The sequence below is a fragment of the Clostridium sp. JNZ J1-5 genome, assembly GCF_053901425.1.
In genome coordinates this window covers 1,882,250-1,899,767 of the sequence record NZ_CM132773.1, presented here as the reverse complement: position 1 = coordinate 1,899,767, position 17,518 = coordinate 1,882,250, and the positions used below count along the sequence as shown (strand labels likewise).

Annotated in this window: 21 protein-coding genes and 2 pseudogenes; 14 read left to right on the top strand and 9 right to left on the bottom strand. The window is 29.7% G+C overall.

Going from position 1 to position 17,518, the window contains the following annotated elements; genetic code table 11:
* The first annotated feature begins 166 nt into the window (after positions 1 to 166).
* Together ACWW38_RS09235 and ACWW38_RS09230 are read left to right on the top strand one after the other, a co-directional pair.
* On the top strand, positions 167 to 1,039 hold the full coding sequence (locus ACWW38_RS09235) for a DegV family protein (RefSeq protein WP_456257303.1): 873 nt from the start codon (positions 167 to 169) through the stop codon (positions 1,037 to 1,039).
* 207 nt (positions 1,040 to 1,246) lie between these two features.
* Entirely contained in the window at positions 1,247 to 2,452 is a 1,206-nt protein-coding gene (locus tag ACWW38_RS09230; protein WP_456257302.1) for a dicarboxylate/amino acid:cation symporter, read from the top strand.
* A gap of 21 nt (positions 2,453 to 2,473) precedes the next feature.
* Here ACWW38_RS09230 and ACWW38_RS09225 read toward each other — a convergent pair whose 3' ends face one another.
* From ACWW38_RS09225 to ACWW38_RS09200, 6 genes are all read right to left on the bottom strand, one after another.
* Positions 2,474 to 2,599 (bottom strand): hypothetical protein, encoded by a 126-nt coding sequence (locus tag ACWW38_RS09225; RefSeq protein WP_456257301.1) that lies wholly within the window; start codon positions 2,597 to 2,599, stop codon positions 2,474 to 2,476.
* A 148-nt stretch (positions 2,600 to 2,747) separates the two neighbouring features.
* Entirely contained in the window at positions 2,748 to 3,263 is a 516-nt protein-coding gene (locus ACWW38_RS09220; RefSeq protein WP_456257300.1) for a ferritin, read from the bottom strand.
* A 126-nt stretch (positions 3,264 to 3,389) separates the two neighbouring features.
* The gene (locus ACWW38_RS09215) at positions 3,390 to 4,583 is read right to left on the bottom strand and encodes a S8 family serine peptidase (RefSeq protein WP_456257299.1); all 1,194 of its coding nucleotides are present in this window, start codon (positions 4,581 to 4,583) and stop codon (positions 3,390 to 3,392) included.
* Between the two features lie 158 nt (positions 4,584 to 4,741).
* Complete coding sequence (locus ACWW38_RS09210) at positions 4,742 to 5,173, bottom strand: DMT family transporter (RefSeq protein ID WP_456257298.1); 432 nt, start codon at positions 5,171 to 5,173, stop codon at positions 4,742 to 4,744.
* A 77-nt stretch (positions 5,174 to 5,250) separates the two neighbouring features.
* Positions 5,251 to 5,745: a dUTP diphosphatase gene (locus ACWW38_RS09205; RefSeq protein ID WP_456257297.1), complete on the bottom strand. Its 495-nt coding sequence runs from the start codon at positions 5,743 to 5,745 to the stop codon at positions 5,251 to 5,253.
* A gap of 158 nt (positions 5,746 to 5,903) precedes the next feature.
* Positions 5,904 to 6,449 carry a 2'-5' RNA ligase gene (locus tag ACWW38_RS09200; protein ID WP_456257296.1) on the bottom strand — a complete coding sequence of 182 codons (546 nt, stop codon included), beginning with the start codon at positions 6,447 to 6,449 and terminating at the stop codon, positions 5,904 to 5,906.
* Between the two features lie 316 nt (positions 6,450 to 6,765).
* Between ACWW38_RS09200 and ACWW38_RS09195 the strand changes: the two genes are divergently transcribed.
* The 6 genes from ACWW38_RS09195 to rlmH all read left to right on the top strand — a co-directional run bounded on the left by ACWW38_RS09195 (position 6,766) and on the right by rlmH (position 11,532).
* Positions 6,766 to 8,025, top strand: a complete 1,260-nt coding sequence (locus ACWW38_RS09195; protein ID WP_456257295.1) for a UDP-N-acetylglucosamine 1-carboxyvinyltransferase — start codon at positions 6,766 to 6,768, stop codon at positions 8,023 to 8,025.
* A 32-nt stretch (positions 8,026 to 8,057) separates the two neighbouring features.
* Positions 8,058 to 8,843 carry an MBL fold metallo-hydrolase gene (locus tag ACWW38_RS09190; RefSeq protein ID WP_456257294.1) on the top strand — a complete coding sequence of 262 codons (786 nt, stop codon included), beginning with the start codon at positions 8,058 to 8,060 and terminating at the stop codon, positions 8,841 to 8,843.
* Between the two features lie 15 nt (positions 8,844 to 8,858).
* Positions 8,859 to 9,425, top strand: coding sequence for a GerMN domain-containing protein (locus tag ACWW38_RS09185; protein WP_456257293.1), 567 nt, complete (start codon positions 8,859 to 8,861; stop codon positions 9,423 to 9,425).
* Positions 9,426 to 9,507: 82 nt separating this feature from the next.
* Positions 9,508 to 10,011, top strand: a complete 504-nt coding sequence (locus ACWW38_RS09180; protein ID WP_456257292.1) for an SEC-C metal-binding domain-containing protein — start codon at positions 9,508 to 9,510, stop codon at positions 10,009 to 10,011.
* A 193-nt stretch (positions 10,012 to 10,204) separates the two neighbouring features.
* On the top strand, positions 10,205 to 11,053 hold the full coding sequence (locus ACWW38_RS09175) for a response regulator transcription factor (RefSeq protein WP_456257291.1): 849 nt from the start codon (positions 10,205 to 10,207) through the stop codon (positions 11,051 to 11,053).
* A complete protein-coding gene (gene rlmH / locus ACWW38_RS09170) occupies positions 11,053 to 11,532 on the top strand; it encodes a 23S rRNA (pseudouridine(1915)-N(3))-methyltransferase RlmH (RefSeq protein ID WP_456257290.1) in 480 nt (159 codons plus the stop codon). Before ACWW38_RS09175 ends, rlmH begins: the two co-directional genes overlap by 1 nt.
* Before the next feature lie 89 nt (positions 11,533 to 11,621).
* Here the strand turns inward: rlmH and ACWW38_RS09165 are convergent.
* Positions 11,622 to 11,762: pseudogene (locus tag ACWW38_RS09165) on the bottom strand (four helix bundle protein); the annotation flags it as partial.
* Positions 11,763 to 12,066: 304 nt separating this feature from the next.
* Between ACWW38_RS09165 and ACWW38_RS09160 the strand changes: the two are divergent.
* The 4 genes from ACWW38_RS09160 to ACWW38_RS09145 all read left to right on the top strand — a co-directional run bounded on the left by ACWW38_RS09160 (position 12,067) and on the right by ACWW38_RS09145 (position 14,327).
* Entirely contained in the window at positions 12,067 to 12,642 is a 576-nt protein-coding gene (locus ACWW38_RS09160) for a helix-turn-helix domain-containing protein (protein WP_456257289.1), read from the top strand.
* A 61-nt stretch (positions 12,643 to 12,703) separates the two neighbouring features.
* Complete coding sequence (locus ACWW38_RS09155; protein WP_456257288.1) at positions 12,704 to 12,937, top strand: hypothetical protein; 234 nt, start codon at positions 12,704 to 12,706, stop codon at positions 12,935 to 12,937.
* The gene (locus tag ACWW38_RS09150) at positions 12,909 to 13,076 is read left to right on the top strand and encodes a hypothetical protein (RefSeq protein WP_456257287.1); all 168 of its coding nucleotides are present in this window, start codon (positions 12,909 to 12,911) and stop codon (positions 13,074 to 13,076) included. The genes ACWW38_RS09155 and ACWW38_RS09150 overlap by 29 nt, the downstream gene beginning before the upstream one ends.
* Before the next feature lie 210 nt (positions 13,077 to 13,286).
* Positions 13,287 to 14,327: a S66 family peptidase gene (locus tag ACWW38_RS09145; protein WP_456257286.1), complete on the top strand. Its 1,041-nt coding sequence runs from the start codon at positions 13,287 to 13,289 to the stop codon at positions 14,325 to 14,327.
* 137 nt (positions 14,328 to 14,464) lie between these two features.
* Here the strand turns inward: ACWW38_RS09145 and ACWW38_RS09140 are convergent.
* Positions 14,465 to 14,551 (bottom strand): annotated as a pseudogene (locus ACWW38_RS09140) (hypothetical protein); the annotation flags it as partial.
* Positions 14,552 to 14,753: 202 nt separating this feature from the next.
* On the opposite strand from ACWW38_RS09140, the gene ACWW38_RS09135 reads away from it, so the two are divergent.
* Positions 14,754 to 15,662, top strand: coding sequence for a DUF2268 domain-containing protein (locus ACWW38_RS09135; RefSeq protein WP_456257285.1), 909 nt, complete (start codon positions 14,754 to 14,756; stop codon positions 15,660 to 15,662).
* A 265-nt stretch (positions 15,663 to 15,927) separates the two neighbouring features.
* Here ACWW38_RS09135 and ACWW38_RS09130 read toward each other — a convergent pair whose 3' ends face one another.
* Positions 15,928 to 16,281: a four helix bundle protein gene (locus ACWW38_RS09130; protein WP_456257284.1), complete on the bottom strand. Its 354-nt coding sequence runs from the start codon at positions 16,279 to 16,281 to the stop codon at positions 15,928 to 15,930.
* A gap of 343 nt (positions 16,282 to 16,624) precedes the next feature.
* Here ACWW38_RS09130 and ACWW38_RS09125 point away from each other — a divergent pair, with 343 nt between their 5' ends.
* Complete coding sequence (locus tag ACWW38_RS09125) at positions 16,625 to 17,470, top strand: MerR family transcriptional regulator (protein ID WP_456257283.1); 846 nt, start codon at positions 16,625 to 16,627, stop codon at positions 17,468 to 17,470.
* The last annotated feature ends 48 nt before the right edge of the window (positions 17,471 to 17,518 follow it).

The window sequence follows — 17,518 nt, the reverse complement described above, 5'->3', positions numbered from 1 at the left end:
GAATAAGATAGCATATAAATAAATTTTCAAATTTTGTTATAAACTAGATTGTTTATAATATAAGTTCTTAGATTTATGATATAATATTGTAACAAGAATAAAATTAGAAAAGATATCATAAAAATAACCAATTATAGTAGTTTGAAATTAAAAGGGGAAGCATATTATGAACATAGTTATAACTACAGATTCAAGCTGTGATTTACCTTTAGAGTATATCGAGAAAAATAGTATTCCAGTAATAGGGCTTATTTGTCATATAGAAGGTAAAGATTACGTAGATGATCTAGGGAAAACCTTAACTTATGAGCAGTTTTACAGCGGTATTAGACGAGGAGCTATGCCAACTACTTCTCAAATAAATGTGTATAGATTTGAAGAATTATTTAAGAAGTATGTAAAAGAAAATAAGGCCATAATTCACTTGTCTATGTCTTCTAAGATAAGCGGATGTTTTAGCAGTGCAAATATAGCTAAACAGTTAGTAGAAGAAGAATTTAAGGATGCAGATATAACAATAATTGATACTAAAAGTGCCTGTATAGGAGAAGGAATTATTGTATATAGCGCAATGGAAATGCTAAAGAGTGGAGCATTAAAAGAAGAAATAATAAACTGGGTAGAAGAGAATAAATTAAAATTACATCATTGGTTTATTGTAGAAGATCTACTTCATCTAAAGAGAGGGGGAAGACTTTCTGCAACAAAAGCTAATATAGGAACTTTGCTTCAGATAAAACCTATGATATACATTGACAAGGAAGGTAACTTAGAGAATATAGGAAATATTCGAGGCAGAAAGAAAGCCATTAAGGAGCTTTTAAATAAATTTGAAGAAACTATTGAAACACCAGAGAATTCTGTAATAGGTATAAGTCATGGTGATTGTATAGAAGATGCCCTTCATTTAAAAGAAATGATACTGGAAAAGTATAAGGTTAAAGAAATTATAATAAATCATGTAGGTCCTGTAATAGCATCTCATACAGGAGCAGGAATGCTTTCAGTTTGTTTTATAGGAAAAGATAGGGTCATATAAACAGATTTATATGAGAGTATTAGGACGAGTATTCCTAAGATAAATCAAAATTATTATAAAAATGGTTAAATAAAAGCTATTAAGCTTTTATTTAACCATTTTTTATATTGACAAGCTTTTTCAAAGGTGATATTATCTTTTTGTACTTAAACAAAAGACAAATGTGTGCTCGGGGAAAACACACTCAATTTAAGGGGGCTTTATAATATGAAAAAGGTTGGACTTTTACCTAAGTTAATTGTAGGAATAATTATCGGTATTATAATAGGGACTGTATCTAAAGAAACGGGGGCTTACTTTATATCAAAAATATTTCTAACTTTTTCAAGTATATTCGGTAGTTTTTTAAGTTTCATAATTCCTTGTATAATAATAGCATTTGTTGCACCAGGTATAGCTGATTTAGGAAAAGAGTCCGGTAAGTTATTAGCTATAACAGCAGGTATAGCTTATTTATCTACAATAATAGCTGGTAGTTTAGCATATTTGCTTGGAGCATCTATACTTCCAAAAATAATTAAAGCTGGGGAGCTAGCTGGAAAGTCTGGAGTGAAATTAGAACCTTATTTTACTATAAAGATAGATCCAGCAATGGGAGTTATGACTGCACTTGTTATGGCATTCATGTTGGGGATTGGAATGTCACATATTAAAGGCAAGAGCTTATTACTAGCTATAAGAGATTTTCAAGATGTAGTTTCACTTGTTGTAAAAAATGTAATAATACCATTAGTACCAATTTATATAATAGGTATATTTGCAAACTTAACAGCCGCAGGAGAAATTTTTAAGACATTAAAAGCATTTTCTTCTGTATATGTAATACTATTGTTGTTGCAAGTAGCGTATATTATAGTTCAATATTCAGTAGCAGGATTTATTAGTGGAAAGAATCCATTTAAAGCTATAAAAAATATGATACCTGCATATTTTACTGCACTTGGAACACAATCATCAGCAGCTACTATACCAGTAACACTTCAAAGTGCTAGAAAAAATGAAATATCAGAGGATATTGTTGATTTTGTAATTCCACTATGTGCTACAATTCATCTAGCAGGGGATACTATTACTCTAGTGTTAGCTTCTATGGGAGTCATGTTGATAAATGGACAAAATCCTACTTTTGCAATTATGTTTCCATTTATATTAATGCTAGGAATAACTATGGTAGCAGCACCAGGAATACCAGGGGGTGGAGTAATGGCTTCACTAGGATTACTTCAAGATATGTTAATGTTTAATCCTGCACAACAAGGATTAATGATAGCATTGCATGCGGCACAAGATAGCTTTGGAACAGCTACAAATGTAACAGGAGATGGGGCAATAGGAATTATAGTGGATACTATTGCAAAGAAAAACAAAACAAAAGAACGGGTAGAAGAATTAGTAGAAGCTCAAGGAGCTTAAAATAAATAATACATCTATATATCAAACTATAGCAATTAAAAGTAGTAGTACCACAGCAAGAGTTTTAAGTACTTTTAACTTAAGGTCAAATTGTTCTATGTCCTCTGATAGGATATGGTTATTTGGATTAGCTTTTATAAAAAACATAAACTCACCTCATGGAATAAAAATATAATATCTTAATTATAATTCTACAGTTAATGAGCATTATTAAAGTAACAAAATAGTTACATTATAAAATATTAAAAACCAGGTATAATAAACAAATATACCTGGTTTTTAACTATCTTAATGATTATGCTTGAGTAGCAACAGGTGGAGTGAAAACTCTCTGAGCTAATTCTGCATCAAGCATATATATAGCTGTAGGATCGTCCTTTATTCTTTTTAACTTTTTAATTATAGTAACAAAATTAGCTTCTTCTTCTACTTGTTCGTCAATAAACCATTTTAAGAAGCTTATAGTAGCATGTTCTTTCTCTTCTGTAGCAACATCAGATAATTCATATATTCTTCTAGTAACTTCTTGTTCATGCTCATATGCTTTTTCAAAAACATCTAATACAGATTCATATTCATTTCTAGGTGAATCCAATCCTCCAATTTTAATATCTCCATTTCTTTCGTTGATGTAGCTAAAAAACTTCATTCCATGAAATCTTTCTTCTTCGGCTTGAACTTTAAAAAAGTTAGCGAAGCCATCTAGATCTTGACTGTAACAATATGCAGCCATATCTAGATAAATATGAGAAGAGTATAGCTCAAAAGTTAATTGTTCATTTAATTTTTTAAATAGATGTTTGCTTATCATTTTATCTTCTCCTTCGTTTACTTATAGAAACTATTATTTAATAATTATTATAGCATAAATATTGTAATATAATTAGCGAAATTTCATTATTAACATTTTTTGTAAGTTTAAGTGAAGTAAACCACACTATGGAAGCAGTTTATTCATATTTATCATGCCAGAACCCTGTATGCTTTTCGGAATGTTAAGAAGATTGCAGGATAGTTTAAGTAGAGAAACAATGTCTTTATATGTTAAGTCAGGATTATTTTCAAGAAGTAGAGCACAAATGCCGCTTATATAGGCTGCAGCACAAGATGTCCCAGTATAACAAGTATAAAGTTTATCCAAGGGATGAGGATATAATTTTTGGCCATTTCTTTCAGATATATAGTTTATGTCTGAATTTAAAGAATATATATCTACACAAGCAGCTGATAAATCGGGTTTATCTAATTTACCAGATTGTCCTGCAGAAGAACCTATATAAGGTTTTTTTACACTTGTAGTATCAATTCCAGCAATAGTTAAACAGTTTTTTAACAGTGCAATTCCTCTCATTGAATTTTCTATATTGCTATTATGCCCGCTTGGTACTACAATAATTAGATTTTTTCCTATAGCTTTATCAAATAACTTAGAAAATAAGGATAAAGTAAACTCATCATAATTTATAATTTCAAAAGGAAGACATATTATTCTAATATTATTTTCACTGCTATCATTTATTAAAATTTCTATGGCATACAATATATCAGAAACAAACCCTCTCCCCAAGCTATTAAAAGCTTTAATCATATAAATACTGCTTTTTTCTGCTATACCTTTATACATTCCTTTAGAACTGCTTCCACTGGAACAAATAAGACCGCTAATAAATGTACCATGTCCATTATCATCATAAGGGTAACTAAGATTATTAACCAAATCTAAAAAGTTAGCAATTTTATTATTAGGTTTTTTTAAATCTGGATGAGGGTATACCCCGCTATCTACTATTCCAATGCATATATTTTTTCCTGTTAATTTATAATTACTCTCAAAAACTATACCATTAGCAGCAAGTACACTACTTCCACATAGCAAAGCCTGGTTATCAAAACATATATGATCTACTTGAGGATATTCAATAATCTTTTCTATAACATTGGGTGATAAATTAGAACAGATACATCCCACAGATGGAATTGAGCGTATTATCTCACATTTGTATGATGTCAATTTTTTTTCGATTTTATCTTGAAGTGACTTACAGTGTATTATAACCCGATAATTTTTATATATCTTATTTTTTAAGGCGTTATTTAAGTTTATATCTAGCTTATTTTTAAGGGAAAACATGAAAATCCTCCTAATGCATTACTCTATTATATAATATAGTATTTAAAAGCCTTAATTGTTAATTATAGACTAATAAATAATATGATATAATAACTCTAAATAGTTATATTGTAAAAATTTATTTACTAGCAAAAAGAACCAGCAAAAAAACTGGTTCTTTATCTTTTCAATTTAAATACAACTATCCCTACAAGCATAATAATAACGCCTAATATTTTATTTATGCCAAAATTACATTTATCAGATCCAAACAATCCAAAGGCCTCTATTAATGCAGCAGATAAAAGCTGGGCAATAAGTATAGTACTTATAGCATACGCTGGACCTAATTTTGAAATTCCGCACATTACAGTAAAGATAATTGCAGCACCCAAAGGACCGCCTAACAAATATAATTTATTTGTGGAAGATAAATTTCTTATATCTCCTTTTCCAACAAATAACATGATGGCTAGAGTCAGTGCAAAGCCTATTCCTTGGACTAGCATATTAGTTTCCCATAATCCAACTTTTTCACTAAGGCGGGTATTAAAAACACCTTGAAGACTCATAAAAATACCAGCAAATATAGAACAAATTAGTCCAAACATAAAAAAATCACCTTCCACAAATAGTGTACCCTAAAAAATCAGGATATATTAATTGTGAAAGGTGAAGGATGATGGTATTAATAACCATCATCTTGCCTTTTGTGATTTATGCTGTTTTTCTCAAAATACGCTTTTTCAATCTCTTCATAGGAAAAATCTAAGTCTGAACCTAAACATAAGAAGTCCTCAAATAAGGTCTTATAGTTGTCTTTAGAGGAACAAACTACAAAATCATTAATGTCTATGTATATATTCACGAAATGTTTAGTCAATTCTACGTTGTCGGAAGTGTCATATCTTAAGTTAAGTTCTACATCGGAATAATTTTTCTCTAAACCTAAGCTTAATATAAAATGGAGGCAATCAACATACTCCTCCAAAATTTTTTCTTTAGGTGAAGGGCCTTTATTACTCCAAAATTTAAAACAGCGGGTTTCGTTAGCAAGTTCACTTATTTCAACTTGAAGGGCTAAAATCTTATTTGGAAATAGATGTTTTCCCTGCAAATTATGTTCTTCAACAATTCTTTCGTCTAAAGTATGCTGCAATTGGAATAGCTTACTAAGGTTCATTATATATTTCCGCCTTTCTTCAAATTTTGTATACGTATATTCTATATTATTTTAATAAATATTAAAAGGTTAACAAATCGTTTACATAATATTTTTATAAAAAAAATAAATCGGAATTCAAAATTTTATTATTGAAACCGATTTAAATACATATAGAATTAGTATTCCCTTAATAGATAATTTTTAACTAAAGTGTCTTTTTTATTATTAGTAAATTTCCAAAGTTCAAGACGATTTATTTTTGCAAAGTCATAAGCTATATCTTCTTCTTTATGAGTAAAAGCATTAGGACCTTCATTACTTAAGGTTTTTCTTATAGAATAGTTTGAGTTTGCTAAGGCTATGTATAAATCCTTATCGCAATCAGCTTTTATATTAAATCCGCTTAAAGATAAGGTTTCTGCAATATTTCTAGCAATTCTTATTATATATCCCCTGTTTTCAACCCTTAAATTAATAGTCTTTAGCGATTTATCTAAATAAACATTAGGATTAATTTGTACTTTGAATTTTTTATAAGGGCTTAGAGTATCTGTAACAATTTTATGGAATTTATCTATATCAGGGTTAATTAATGTCTGTATAGGTATATAAAATTGTTGATTTGTTTTATAGAGTCTATATTTTCTACATAAATTTCTTTGTGTTATTTCAATGTGTTTATTAGACTCATTATCAAATAACGCAACTAACTGATATTTCATTTTAATCCCCCGACTACAATAATTTTTATTGTTATTATATCATATTTACAAGATTTGTACATTTTAAAGTTATAAATATTCGTCACCTAAATAATGTATATATTGAAAATATTACAATATAAAGAACTTTATACCATAATATAAACAATCTTATAATGTAATATTATAAAAAATAGGTATTAAAAATAATTAGGATTATGCTATAATAAAGTTTGTGATAAATATAAAAAATATTTATAAGTATACTACTTGAAGATAAAACGCGAATTGATATTATAAATATAACAAAATTAATAAATAAGGATGGATAGTTAATATGGATAAACTGGTTATTGATGGCGGCAAACTTTTAAATGGTGATATAGAAATTAGTGGTGCTAAGAATGCGGCAGTAGCTATCTTACCTGCTGCTATAATGGCGAGTAAAGGAATTTGTGTAATTGATAATATACCTCAAATTAGTGATACAGAATGTATTGAAAGAATAATCGACAGTTTAGGAGCTAAAGTAAGCAGAAATAAAAATACAGTGACAATAGATAGTACTTGTATAAATAGCAGCGATGCAAATACAGAAGATGTTAGAAAGATGAGAGCTTCTTATTATTTAATTGGAGCACTTCTTGGAAGATTTAAGAGGGCTAGGGTAGAAATGCCAGGAGGATGTGCAATAGGGGTAAGACCTATTGATCAGCATATAAAGGGCTTTGAAGCACTTGGAGCTAAAGTTGGAATAGAACATGGGGCAGTAGTTATTGAAGCTGACAAATTAGTTGGTACTAATATATATTTTGACGTAGTTAGCGTAGGTGCAACTATAAATGTAATGTTAGCTGCTACTCTTGCAGAGGGGAAAACTATTTTAGAAAATGCTGCAAAAGAACCTCATGTAGTAGATGTTGCTAACTTCTTAAATACTATGGGAGCAGACATAAAAGGTGCTGGAACAGATGTAATTAAAATAAATGGAGTAAAAGATCTATGTGGTTGTAATTACAGTGTAATACCTGATCAGATAGAGGCTGGTACATATATGATAGCTACAGCAGCTTGTGGTGGAAGAGTAAACATAAATAATGTTATACCAAAGCACTTAGAATCAATTACTGCAAAGCTAGTAGAAATGGGTGTTAACGTAATAGAAAATGGAGATAGCGTAACAGTTGAAAGCAATGGAAACTTGAGAGGAGTTAATATAAAAACTCTTCCTTATCCAGGATTTCCAACAGACGTTCAACAACCAATGACTGCTATTTTAAGTATAGCTAAGGGAAGAAGTATAGTTAATGAAAGCATATGGGAAAGCAGATTCAAGCATGTAGATGAATTAAAGAAAATGGGAGCTAAAGTAACTGTAGAAGGTAACCTTGCTATCATTGAAGGAGTAAAAAATCTAACTGGTGCTGTAGTAAAAGCAACAGATTTAAGAGCGGGTGCCGCTATGGTAATAGCTGGACTTGTTGCAAAAGGAATAACTGAGGTAACAAATATAGAGCATATTGACAGAGGTTATCCTTTTATAGAAGAGAAGTTCAATAAATTAGGAGCTAAGATAACAAGAGTTACAGAGGATTAAGAATTAAGGATTAGGATTGGAGAATGTAGATAATGATATTTTGTCCTTTATATAGTGGGAGTAGTGGAAATAGTGTGTTTGTTGCCTCAAAAGATGGAAGTGTTTTAATAGATGCGGGATTGCCTGGAAAAAGTATAGAAAAGGCTATGGCTGACATTGGGAAGAATCCTAATGATATAGACGGAATATTTATTACACATGAGCACATTGACCACGTTAAAGGAGTAGGAGTCTTGTCTAGAAGATACAATATACCTATCTATGCAAATGAGCTTACATGGAGGGGTATGGAGAAGACTATAGGTAAGATTAAAGAAGAAAATATAAAAATAATAGACAAAGATAGCATTAATATAAAAGATATGAGTATATGTAGTTATAGAATACCTCATGATGCTGCTGATCCAATGGGATATTCTATACATTGTGGTAAAAATAAAGTTAGTATAGCTACAGACTTGGGATATTTTTCAAAAGAAGTAGAAGAAGGAATAAAAAATTCAAATGTTATTTTGCTGGAAAGTAATCATGATGAACAAATGCTAAAATTTGGACCATATCCATATACTTTAAAGAGGAGAATATTAAGTGATGTGGGACATTTATCTAACCATGATTGTGGAAAAGCAATAGTTAACATGATAAAATATAATTGTAAAAAGGTTATATTGGGACATTTAAGTAAGACAAACAATTATCCAGAATTGGCCTATGAAACTGTTGTAAGTGTTTTAAGGGAAAATGAGGTAAAAGTGAACGAGGATGTGTTTATTACTATGGCAAAAAGAGATATGCCAAGTAATTATATTGAATTTTAAGGGGAGATATATAAGATGCACAAAATTTACAAAGTAGTGTCAACTGTACTGGTTATATCAGCATTATCTGCTTTTGTTGGATGTAATAAAGATGAGGCACCAATTGTAAACAATAGTGAAAAAATCAAAAACTTAAAAGTATCCAATTCTGATGATGATAGCTGGCTTAACTTAAAATTGTATTTTGATGGATCTGCTGATGAAAAGAAAGCAAATGTTGTAAAAGAAGAGAGATTAATTAAAAAAGAAGAACTTATAGGGGAAATCATAATGCAGGAGCTAATTAAAGGGCCTTCAGTAGGAAGTCAGTTAAAACCTGTGTTCCCAAAAGAAACAAAGCTATTAAGCTTTTCAATCAAAGATAGAATTGCTTATATAAATTTAAGTTCTAACGTAAAATATAAGATGACTGCTATAAGAGAAGAAGCTTGTCTAAGAAGTATAGCTTTATCTTTAACAGAGCTAAAATCTGTTGATAAAGTGAAAATTCTAATTGACAATAAAAGTGTAGATGCCTTAGGTGGCAATTTTAATATATCTAAGCCTTTTAATAACGATGATATTAATGGTATGAAAAAGTAAATTGCAATTGAAAAAAAAGTAAATTTTTATTATAATATTATGAGATTATAGTTAAAGATAATTTACAGAAGGAGAATGAATAATGAGCTTGTACAAAGATTGGACAAATATGGTCATAGATTATGTAAAGCACAAAGGAGAAACCGCTTTTTGGAAAGAATATGGCGAAATGGAGAAAAAAATATACACAAAGTTATTAGCAAATCATAACCAAGTAGTTAAAGGAAAAGTAGGAGAGTTAGCTAAACAATTTGACACTGAACTAAATTTCTTTGTGGGATTTTTAGATGGAATAAATGACAGCTTAGTAGAGCAATTTGATATAGAAAACATAGAAGAGAATACAGATGTTGAATTAAACATAGATTTTGAAAAGTTATATTTTAATATGGTGGATGCTAAAGCTGATTATTTATATAGCTTACCGCAATGGGATGGGATATTCTCAGAAGAAAAGAGAAAAGAGATTACTAAAGCTTGGAGAGCTTCTAAGACAGTAGTTAAGGAACAAAAAATTGGAAGAAACGATCCTTGTATATGTGGAAGCGGTAAGAAATATAAAAAATGTTGCGGAAGAAACGAATAATATTAGTTCAATAGAAAACCTTACAACTGTTGTAAGGTTTTTACATTTATCTAAAACTTTCTATATTATATGAAATCAACAATCTCTTAAAACATAGTCCATTTATTATCTTTTCAGGTACAAATAATTTCAGAAATTTTAAGCATAGACGAAGAATAATAATATATGACTAATATATTAAGGAGTTGTTGTAATGAAAAATATAATAATATTAGATAACAAAGCTTATATAAGAACTAGAGTCAAGGAAATAGTTGCTGAATATGATATTAATGTATATGAAGCTATAAACTCTCTACAGTTTTTTAATATATTAGCTGAAGTAAATTATAATGTTGAGTTAATAATAGTTGAAATTAACTTAGGTAGTGAAAGTGGAATTGAAATTATAAAAAGGTTAAAGGGGAAAGGTGTGGATATACCTATTCTAATACTTACTACAGAAAATAGAAGAAAAGAATTTGCTAAAGGTATAAGAGCAGGAGCTATTGACTATATACTAAAGCCTTTTGATGAAAAGCTGTTATTAAAGAGAATAGTTGGAGATATGGAAAAGGGTAAGAATAAAGGGGATAATAAGAAATTAGAATCTAAAGAAAAAGAAGCTCAAGTAGAATTAGAAGAATTTTTATCTGAAGAATTGGATAAGGATAAGGAACTTTCAATTATCATGATAACTTTCTTTAAGCTAGTAGAAAAGTTTACATCAGAGTTAACAAAGGAGTATAATACTTTATCCAATATTATATATCTTCAGCTAAAAGAAACTTTGAAGGAATCTAATTTACTAATTAAATATGGACCTCAAAGTTTTATAGGAACTATTAAAGATATAAATGAAGATAATAAAAAACTTATCTGTGAAAAGGTTAATGAAACGTTTTTAAGTTTAAAACAAAAAAGTAAAGTACTTGAGGAATACTATTTGGAATGTGTATTTGTTAAGTATCCTGAAGATGGAAATAATAAAGAAGAATTAATAACAAAAGCAAGATATGAAACTATTGAAAGAATAAATAAGATTAAAAGAATGGAGAAATAATGAACATAGCAGTTATTTGTGTAGGAAAGCTAAAAGAAAAATATTTAAAGTCGGCTATTGATGAGTATAGTAAAAGATTAAGCAGATATTGTAAACTGGACATAATAGAGCTAAATGATGAAAAAACTCCAGATAATGCATCAGAGAAAGAAGAGTTACTTATAAAAGAAAAAGAAGGAAGTAACATATTAAAACATATAAAAGATAACATGTATGTTATAGCTCTAGCTATAGATGGTAAAATGCTATCCTCAGAAGAATTAGCTAATTTTGTAGATGATTTAGGGGTAAGAGGAAATAGTAATATTGCCCTGGTAATAGGAGGTTCTCTAGGTCTATCAAAAGAGGTTTTAAACAGAGCAGATTATAAGATATCCTTTTCTAAAATGACATTTCCACATCAGTTAATGAGGGTTATATTGTTAGAGCAAGTTTATAGAGCCTATAGGATTATTAATGGAGAACCGTACCATAAGTAATAGGTAAGAAGTAAGGAGTAAAAGGTAAAAAGTAATAGGTAAGAAGTAAGAAATAAGAAGTAAGGATAAAAAATGTAATAGTTATAACTTTAACTATTACATTTCTTGAGAGTATTTAATGTTGATATCAACATCTTTTTAAGAGAAGTACATTTGATTTTTAAGTTAGCATATTCTTTAGTTAAATACCCTGTTTGATCTAGTACAATTAACCAGTATTCTGTTTCAGAAGCTTCCTTATTGTTTACCTCGAATCACAGTAAATTTTTACTTATACTTCTTAGCTATTACCTCTTACCTACTATTTATTCACAAATTAATTATAAAAAACTCCATGAGTTTTATCCTTAACTTTTACTTTTTCACTCTTACCTATTAACTTCCCTCCAAATTAGAATTTGTTTAATACACACTTATAGTGCAATAAAATGGCATGCAAAATCTGTTTTACATATTAAAAAGTAGTGATGTAAAATAGATTTGATAGCACGACTACGCTCCGCAGGATAGAATGTAAGCAGGAGGAATATCAAAGTGGACATTAGCAAACAAATAAAGAAATATAGACTCGATTCGAAATTATCGCAGGAGGATTTGGCTGAAAAAATATTTGTAACACGACAGACGATTTCAAACTGGGAAAACGGTAAGAACTATCCTGACATAAACAGTCTTGTACTATTAAGCACTCTCTTTGATGTTTCTCTTGACATCCTAGTCAAAGGAGATTTGGAGGAAATGAAAGAAGAAATTAAAGCAGAGGATATCAAAAAATTTAATCATGACGGCAAGATTTTTACTTTACTACTTATAACTACAGTAGTGTTGGTCGTTCCGCTATTTCTTTATTTAAATTTTATTGGAATTGCAATCTGGTTAGTACTATTTGGCATTACAATGTATTATGCAATATGCCTTGAAAAGCAAAAGAAAACACATGACATTCAAACATACAGAGAAATCATAGCTTTTACCGAGGGAAAAAAACTTAATCAAATTGAAAAGAGCTGTGAGTCAGGAAAGCGCCCATATCAAAACATGTTGTCAGTAATTTGTGCAGGATTGGTTACACTAGTTGTCACTATAGGAATGTATTTTTTATTCAGCTAAATTCAGTATATCGAATTGTTAAACTGATTTAGAAATTTGAGTTAATGAGGTATATATAGAAATGAAACACATAATACAAATAATATTTACAGTTATAGTGGTGTGTACGAGTATTGTTACCATAATAAAAGTGATGAAGAAAAACCATAAGGAAACTTATATGTCTGAAGGTATGATACTTGGTTTTGTAATTGGTGCAATTTCTGGTTATTATATAATGAATGCACTTATATGTACACCAATAGGAATGTTTTTAGGTATTGAAATTGGAAAAAGTATCAAAAGAAATAGTTAAATCAATAAAGCTAAAAATTAATGATAACTTAGTAGAGTATATAACTAATCAAAGCGAAGTGTCCATAGAGAATGCTCCGTCTATTTTTGTATTGAGAAAAATTGGACTACCTACGATAAACTTTGATATAGCAATATAGAAGAAATAAGAAAAGAGCAAATCTAAGTTAATATTGTTTTGAAAATTCGCAGAAGAAAACAGAAAGAAGTTGGGATACAAAAGAGCAGAGACATCTGATTTTCTAGGATTCACTCATCATTGTGGGGAAAGTTCGTGAGGGCTTTCCCTACTCGACTATCATAAATAGTGTTAATTTATGGTACAATGTTTGATAAAAGGGGGCGAAAGTATGTTAAACTTGATAAAAGCATCTCATCTTAAAAGGGGAGATAAAATAGCAACAGTAAGTTTATCTTGGGGCGGTGCTGGAGATAAAGAAATACTATGGAGATATAATCAAGGAAAAAAAAGATTGCAAGAAGAGTTTGGACTTGAAGTTATTGAAATGGAAAATACATTAAAAGGAAGTGAATACTTATATAATTATCCTGAAAAAAGAGCAGAAGATTTTATGAATGCTTTTAGAGATAATTCAATTAAAGGAATATTTTCATGTATTGGGGGCTATGAGAGTATAAGAATGCTTCCTTTTATAGATTTTGATGTTATTAAAGAAAATCCAAAAGTATTTATTGGATATTCAGATACAACAGTAGCACATATGATATGTTTAAAAGCAGGGTTATCTAGTTTTTACGGACCTGCAATTTTATCAGAGTTTGCTGAAAATGTTACTATGTTTGACTATACAAAACATTGGATTAATAAAGTTCTATTTAATAGTGAAAAAATAGGAGAAATATATTCATCAGATATATGGACTAGTGAGTATTTACAATGGGATGAAAGTAATAAAAATATAAGTAGAAACACTAAAGCATATGAGGGAGTAGAACTTTTACAAGGGAATGGAAAAGTAACTGGTAAATTAATTGGTGGATGTGTTGAAGTTTTAGAAATGATTAAAGGCACAAAAATTTGGCCAGAAGAAAATGTGTGGAATGATTCAATACTGTTCTTAGAAACCTCAGAGGATACACCGAATCCTATATATTTTGAGTATTGGCTTAGAAATTATGGCGCACAAGGTGTTTTAGAAAAGGTAAATGGAATAATCTTTGGTAAACCATATGATAATAAATATTATGAAGAATATAAACAAGTAATTATTAAAGTTATTAGAGATGAATTAAATCTAAACGATTTACCAATAATGTATAATATGAATTTTGGTCATACAGCACCGATGATGGTAATTCCATATGGAGCATTAGCTGAGATTGATTGCAATAATAATAAATTTTCTATATTAGAGTCAGGAGTATTATAGTTTTTCAAAGAGCGTTGATATAATATAAATAAGAAATGCAGAAAATAAAAATAGGGTGCGTCAACACCCTATAGTATACAATTCTAGTTGTTTAGGCAACTGGTATCACTATTAAATTTAATACTTAAAAATAGTAGCTATCCATTTGCACACGGGGCTACTTTTTTTGAGATTTTTTCTATAAGTAACACTATTAATGTTAATAGTGTTATTAAGAACAAACCACCTTGAAATTGAGGGCAATGGCAAAGTAGCTAAAAGAATTTTAAGGCTATTTTTGTACGTAAAAATACTGTATCATAAGTAATAATAAATTATAAAAATATTGGACTAAGTACATTGAATTTATATATAAATAAAAGCATTAAAAAAGCTTGACATTGACGTTGCGTAAAGTATTAAGCTATTAGATAAGGAGGAGATAATGTGGACAAAGTAAGAATCAACTTAATCAATAGCTTAGATTTCTATGATAAGTGTTTATTAGGAAATGTTAATGAGAATTCATTCCGATATGAATTGATGCAACCAATGAAAACAATGTGGGATTATCTAAATGTACCGTTAAAAGCAACGGAACCTAACGGATACGATGTTGTTATGGCGTCAGAGATGTTAGGAATTTGGACTCCAAGAAAATCTATTCAACAAGTTAAAGATAACTTGTCAGAACTTATAGAATCTAGAATTTTCGAAGAATATCAGGAAGTGATCTCAAAAGGAATTGATGAATTTGAAAAGATAGGTTATTCTATTCCACTAGAGGAAATCGACATAAATATTCTTTTAGGGGATGAAGATAGTGAGGAAATGGAAGTAAATAAAGGATATTCAGGTTTTGGTGGAATACCGGGATATATTATGCTAATGGTTGTTCCTAATGACTTTAATAAGAAACGATTAAAATCCGCTTTAGCTCACGAGTTTAATCATAATGTCCGTTTTACATTTGAACCATTTAATCATGGTGACGTGACTGTAGAAGAATATTTAGTATTGGAAGGTTTAGCCGAATGTTTTGCTGAAGAAATGTATGGGAAAGAATTGATAGGACCTTGGATTGAAGATTTTGATGAAGAAGAGATGGAGTATTCAATCGAAGTGATAAAAGAAGGACGAAAGACTAAAGGTTTTGGAGAAGTATCAGCTTATATGTTTGGTGATGAGGTTGCTAAGAAACAAGGGTACAGTCCAGTTGGTTTATCAGCGAATGCAGGTTATACTATTGGTTACCACTTGATTAAGCAATACTTAGCCAACAGTAACAAGAGTATTGCCGAAGCGACACTGACTCCTACTGAAGAAATAATTAGAGTTTCTAAATTTTTTGATTGATTAATTTCAAATTTTTATAAATAATGAGGTTTATAGCCTTAGGTATTGAAATAACATGCTTAAGGCTATTTTTGTACGTAAAAATACCGTATCATAAGTAATAAAATATAATAAGTTTAGTAGCAGGTAATTCCAAAATATGTTATTGCTGGAAGAGCTAAAATAAATGATAATCAAACTTTTAAGTATAAGGTAAATATTAATTTGTGAAGAAGTAAGAAGTAAAAAGTAAGAGATAAGGATAAGAAATGTAATAGTTATAACTTTAACTATTACATTTCTTGAGAGTATTTAATGTTGATATCAATATCTTTTTAAGGAAAGTACATTTGATTTTTAAGTTATCATATTCTTTAGATAAGTACCCTGTTTGACCTAGTACAACTAACCAGTATTCTGTTTCAGAAGCTTCCTTTATAGAAATGTGTATTTTGTTGATAAAATCAGCTTTGCTTACTGCATATTGTGCTTCATGTATATTAGCCCTAATACTAGTTCCGCTTCTAAGAATCTGTTTTGACATAACAAACTCTTTCTTATCATAAACAAGCCATTTATAATATTTAACAATAGAAACAGAAAAGGTTACAGACTGCTTAATTAACTCGCTATTCTTCATTTTTACCTCGAATTACAGTAAATTTTCACTATACTTCTTAATTATTCCCTCTTAACTATTACTTTTTCACTCTTACCTATTAACTTCCCTCCAAATTCCTATTTAAAATTAAAGAAGGATTAATATTTTTGCAGTTGACTTTGTCCTTAGGGGAAGGTGTATAGTAAGAGAAAACAAGGTACCTATATTTAAAGTAGTCAGCTAGTATAAAGAGGATTCTTGGCTTTAGGTGGAGTTTTTTTCTCCAACTGAAGCTTAGAAGCCCTTATCTAGGGACGTAGCAGCCGTAATACTCCCACTTTAGAAGTGGGAGTATTACGAATGGTAGTCATCAGATAAAAATATGAAGAGTGGAGTTGATCTCTTGTTACCCATTGGAGAATTCTCTAAGATGTGTAAAGTATCTACAAAAACACTGAGATATTACGAAGAAATTGGATTAATTAATCCTGATGAGATTAAGCCTAAAACCGGTTATAGGTATTATTCTATAAGGCAGTTAAAAAAGATGATTTTTATTAACCGTTTGAAATCTTACAATTTTTCTTTAGAAGAAATCAAAGCCATTCTAGAATTGGAGGAAGAGCAAGCAGAAGAAAAACTTCGTTCTGCTTTTAACCGAAAGAGGAAGGAAATACAGGAAAAACTAAATGATTTTGAATATACTCTAAAGCAAATTAGTAATGATATTTTAAATTTAGAAAGAGGTATCCCAATTATGTCCTACCTTGACAATATAGAAGTACAACTTATTGAAACCCAGCCCCAAAATATCCTTTATATGCGAAAACTTATGAGTAGTGATGACTATGCTACAGGATATGGAAAGTATTTTAGCAGACTGTATGAAAAGATTGCCACTGAAAAACTTACTATGGTTGGTAAACCAATGACTATTTATCACAGCCCTGAATATAATCCTGCTGGCAATGATACAGAGTTTGCAATTCCAATAGAAGAGGTTGTAAAGGGAACGAAAGATTTGGCTGGAGGACTTTGTGCCAAGTCTGTTTTAAAGGGTTCATATTCAGAATTAACATCGGTATTTGCTAAACTAAGAGAATGGGTAGAAAATGAAGGATACGAATTGGTGAAATCACCATATGAAATATATTTAACTAATCCATATGAAATCAGCGTTCCAGAGGAGAATGTTACTGAAGTATATTTTCCTATAAAGAAAAAGTAATGATGAGATATTACATATTTCTTAACGATGGCTAAACAAAAACGTATT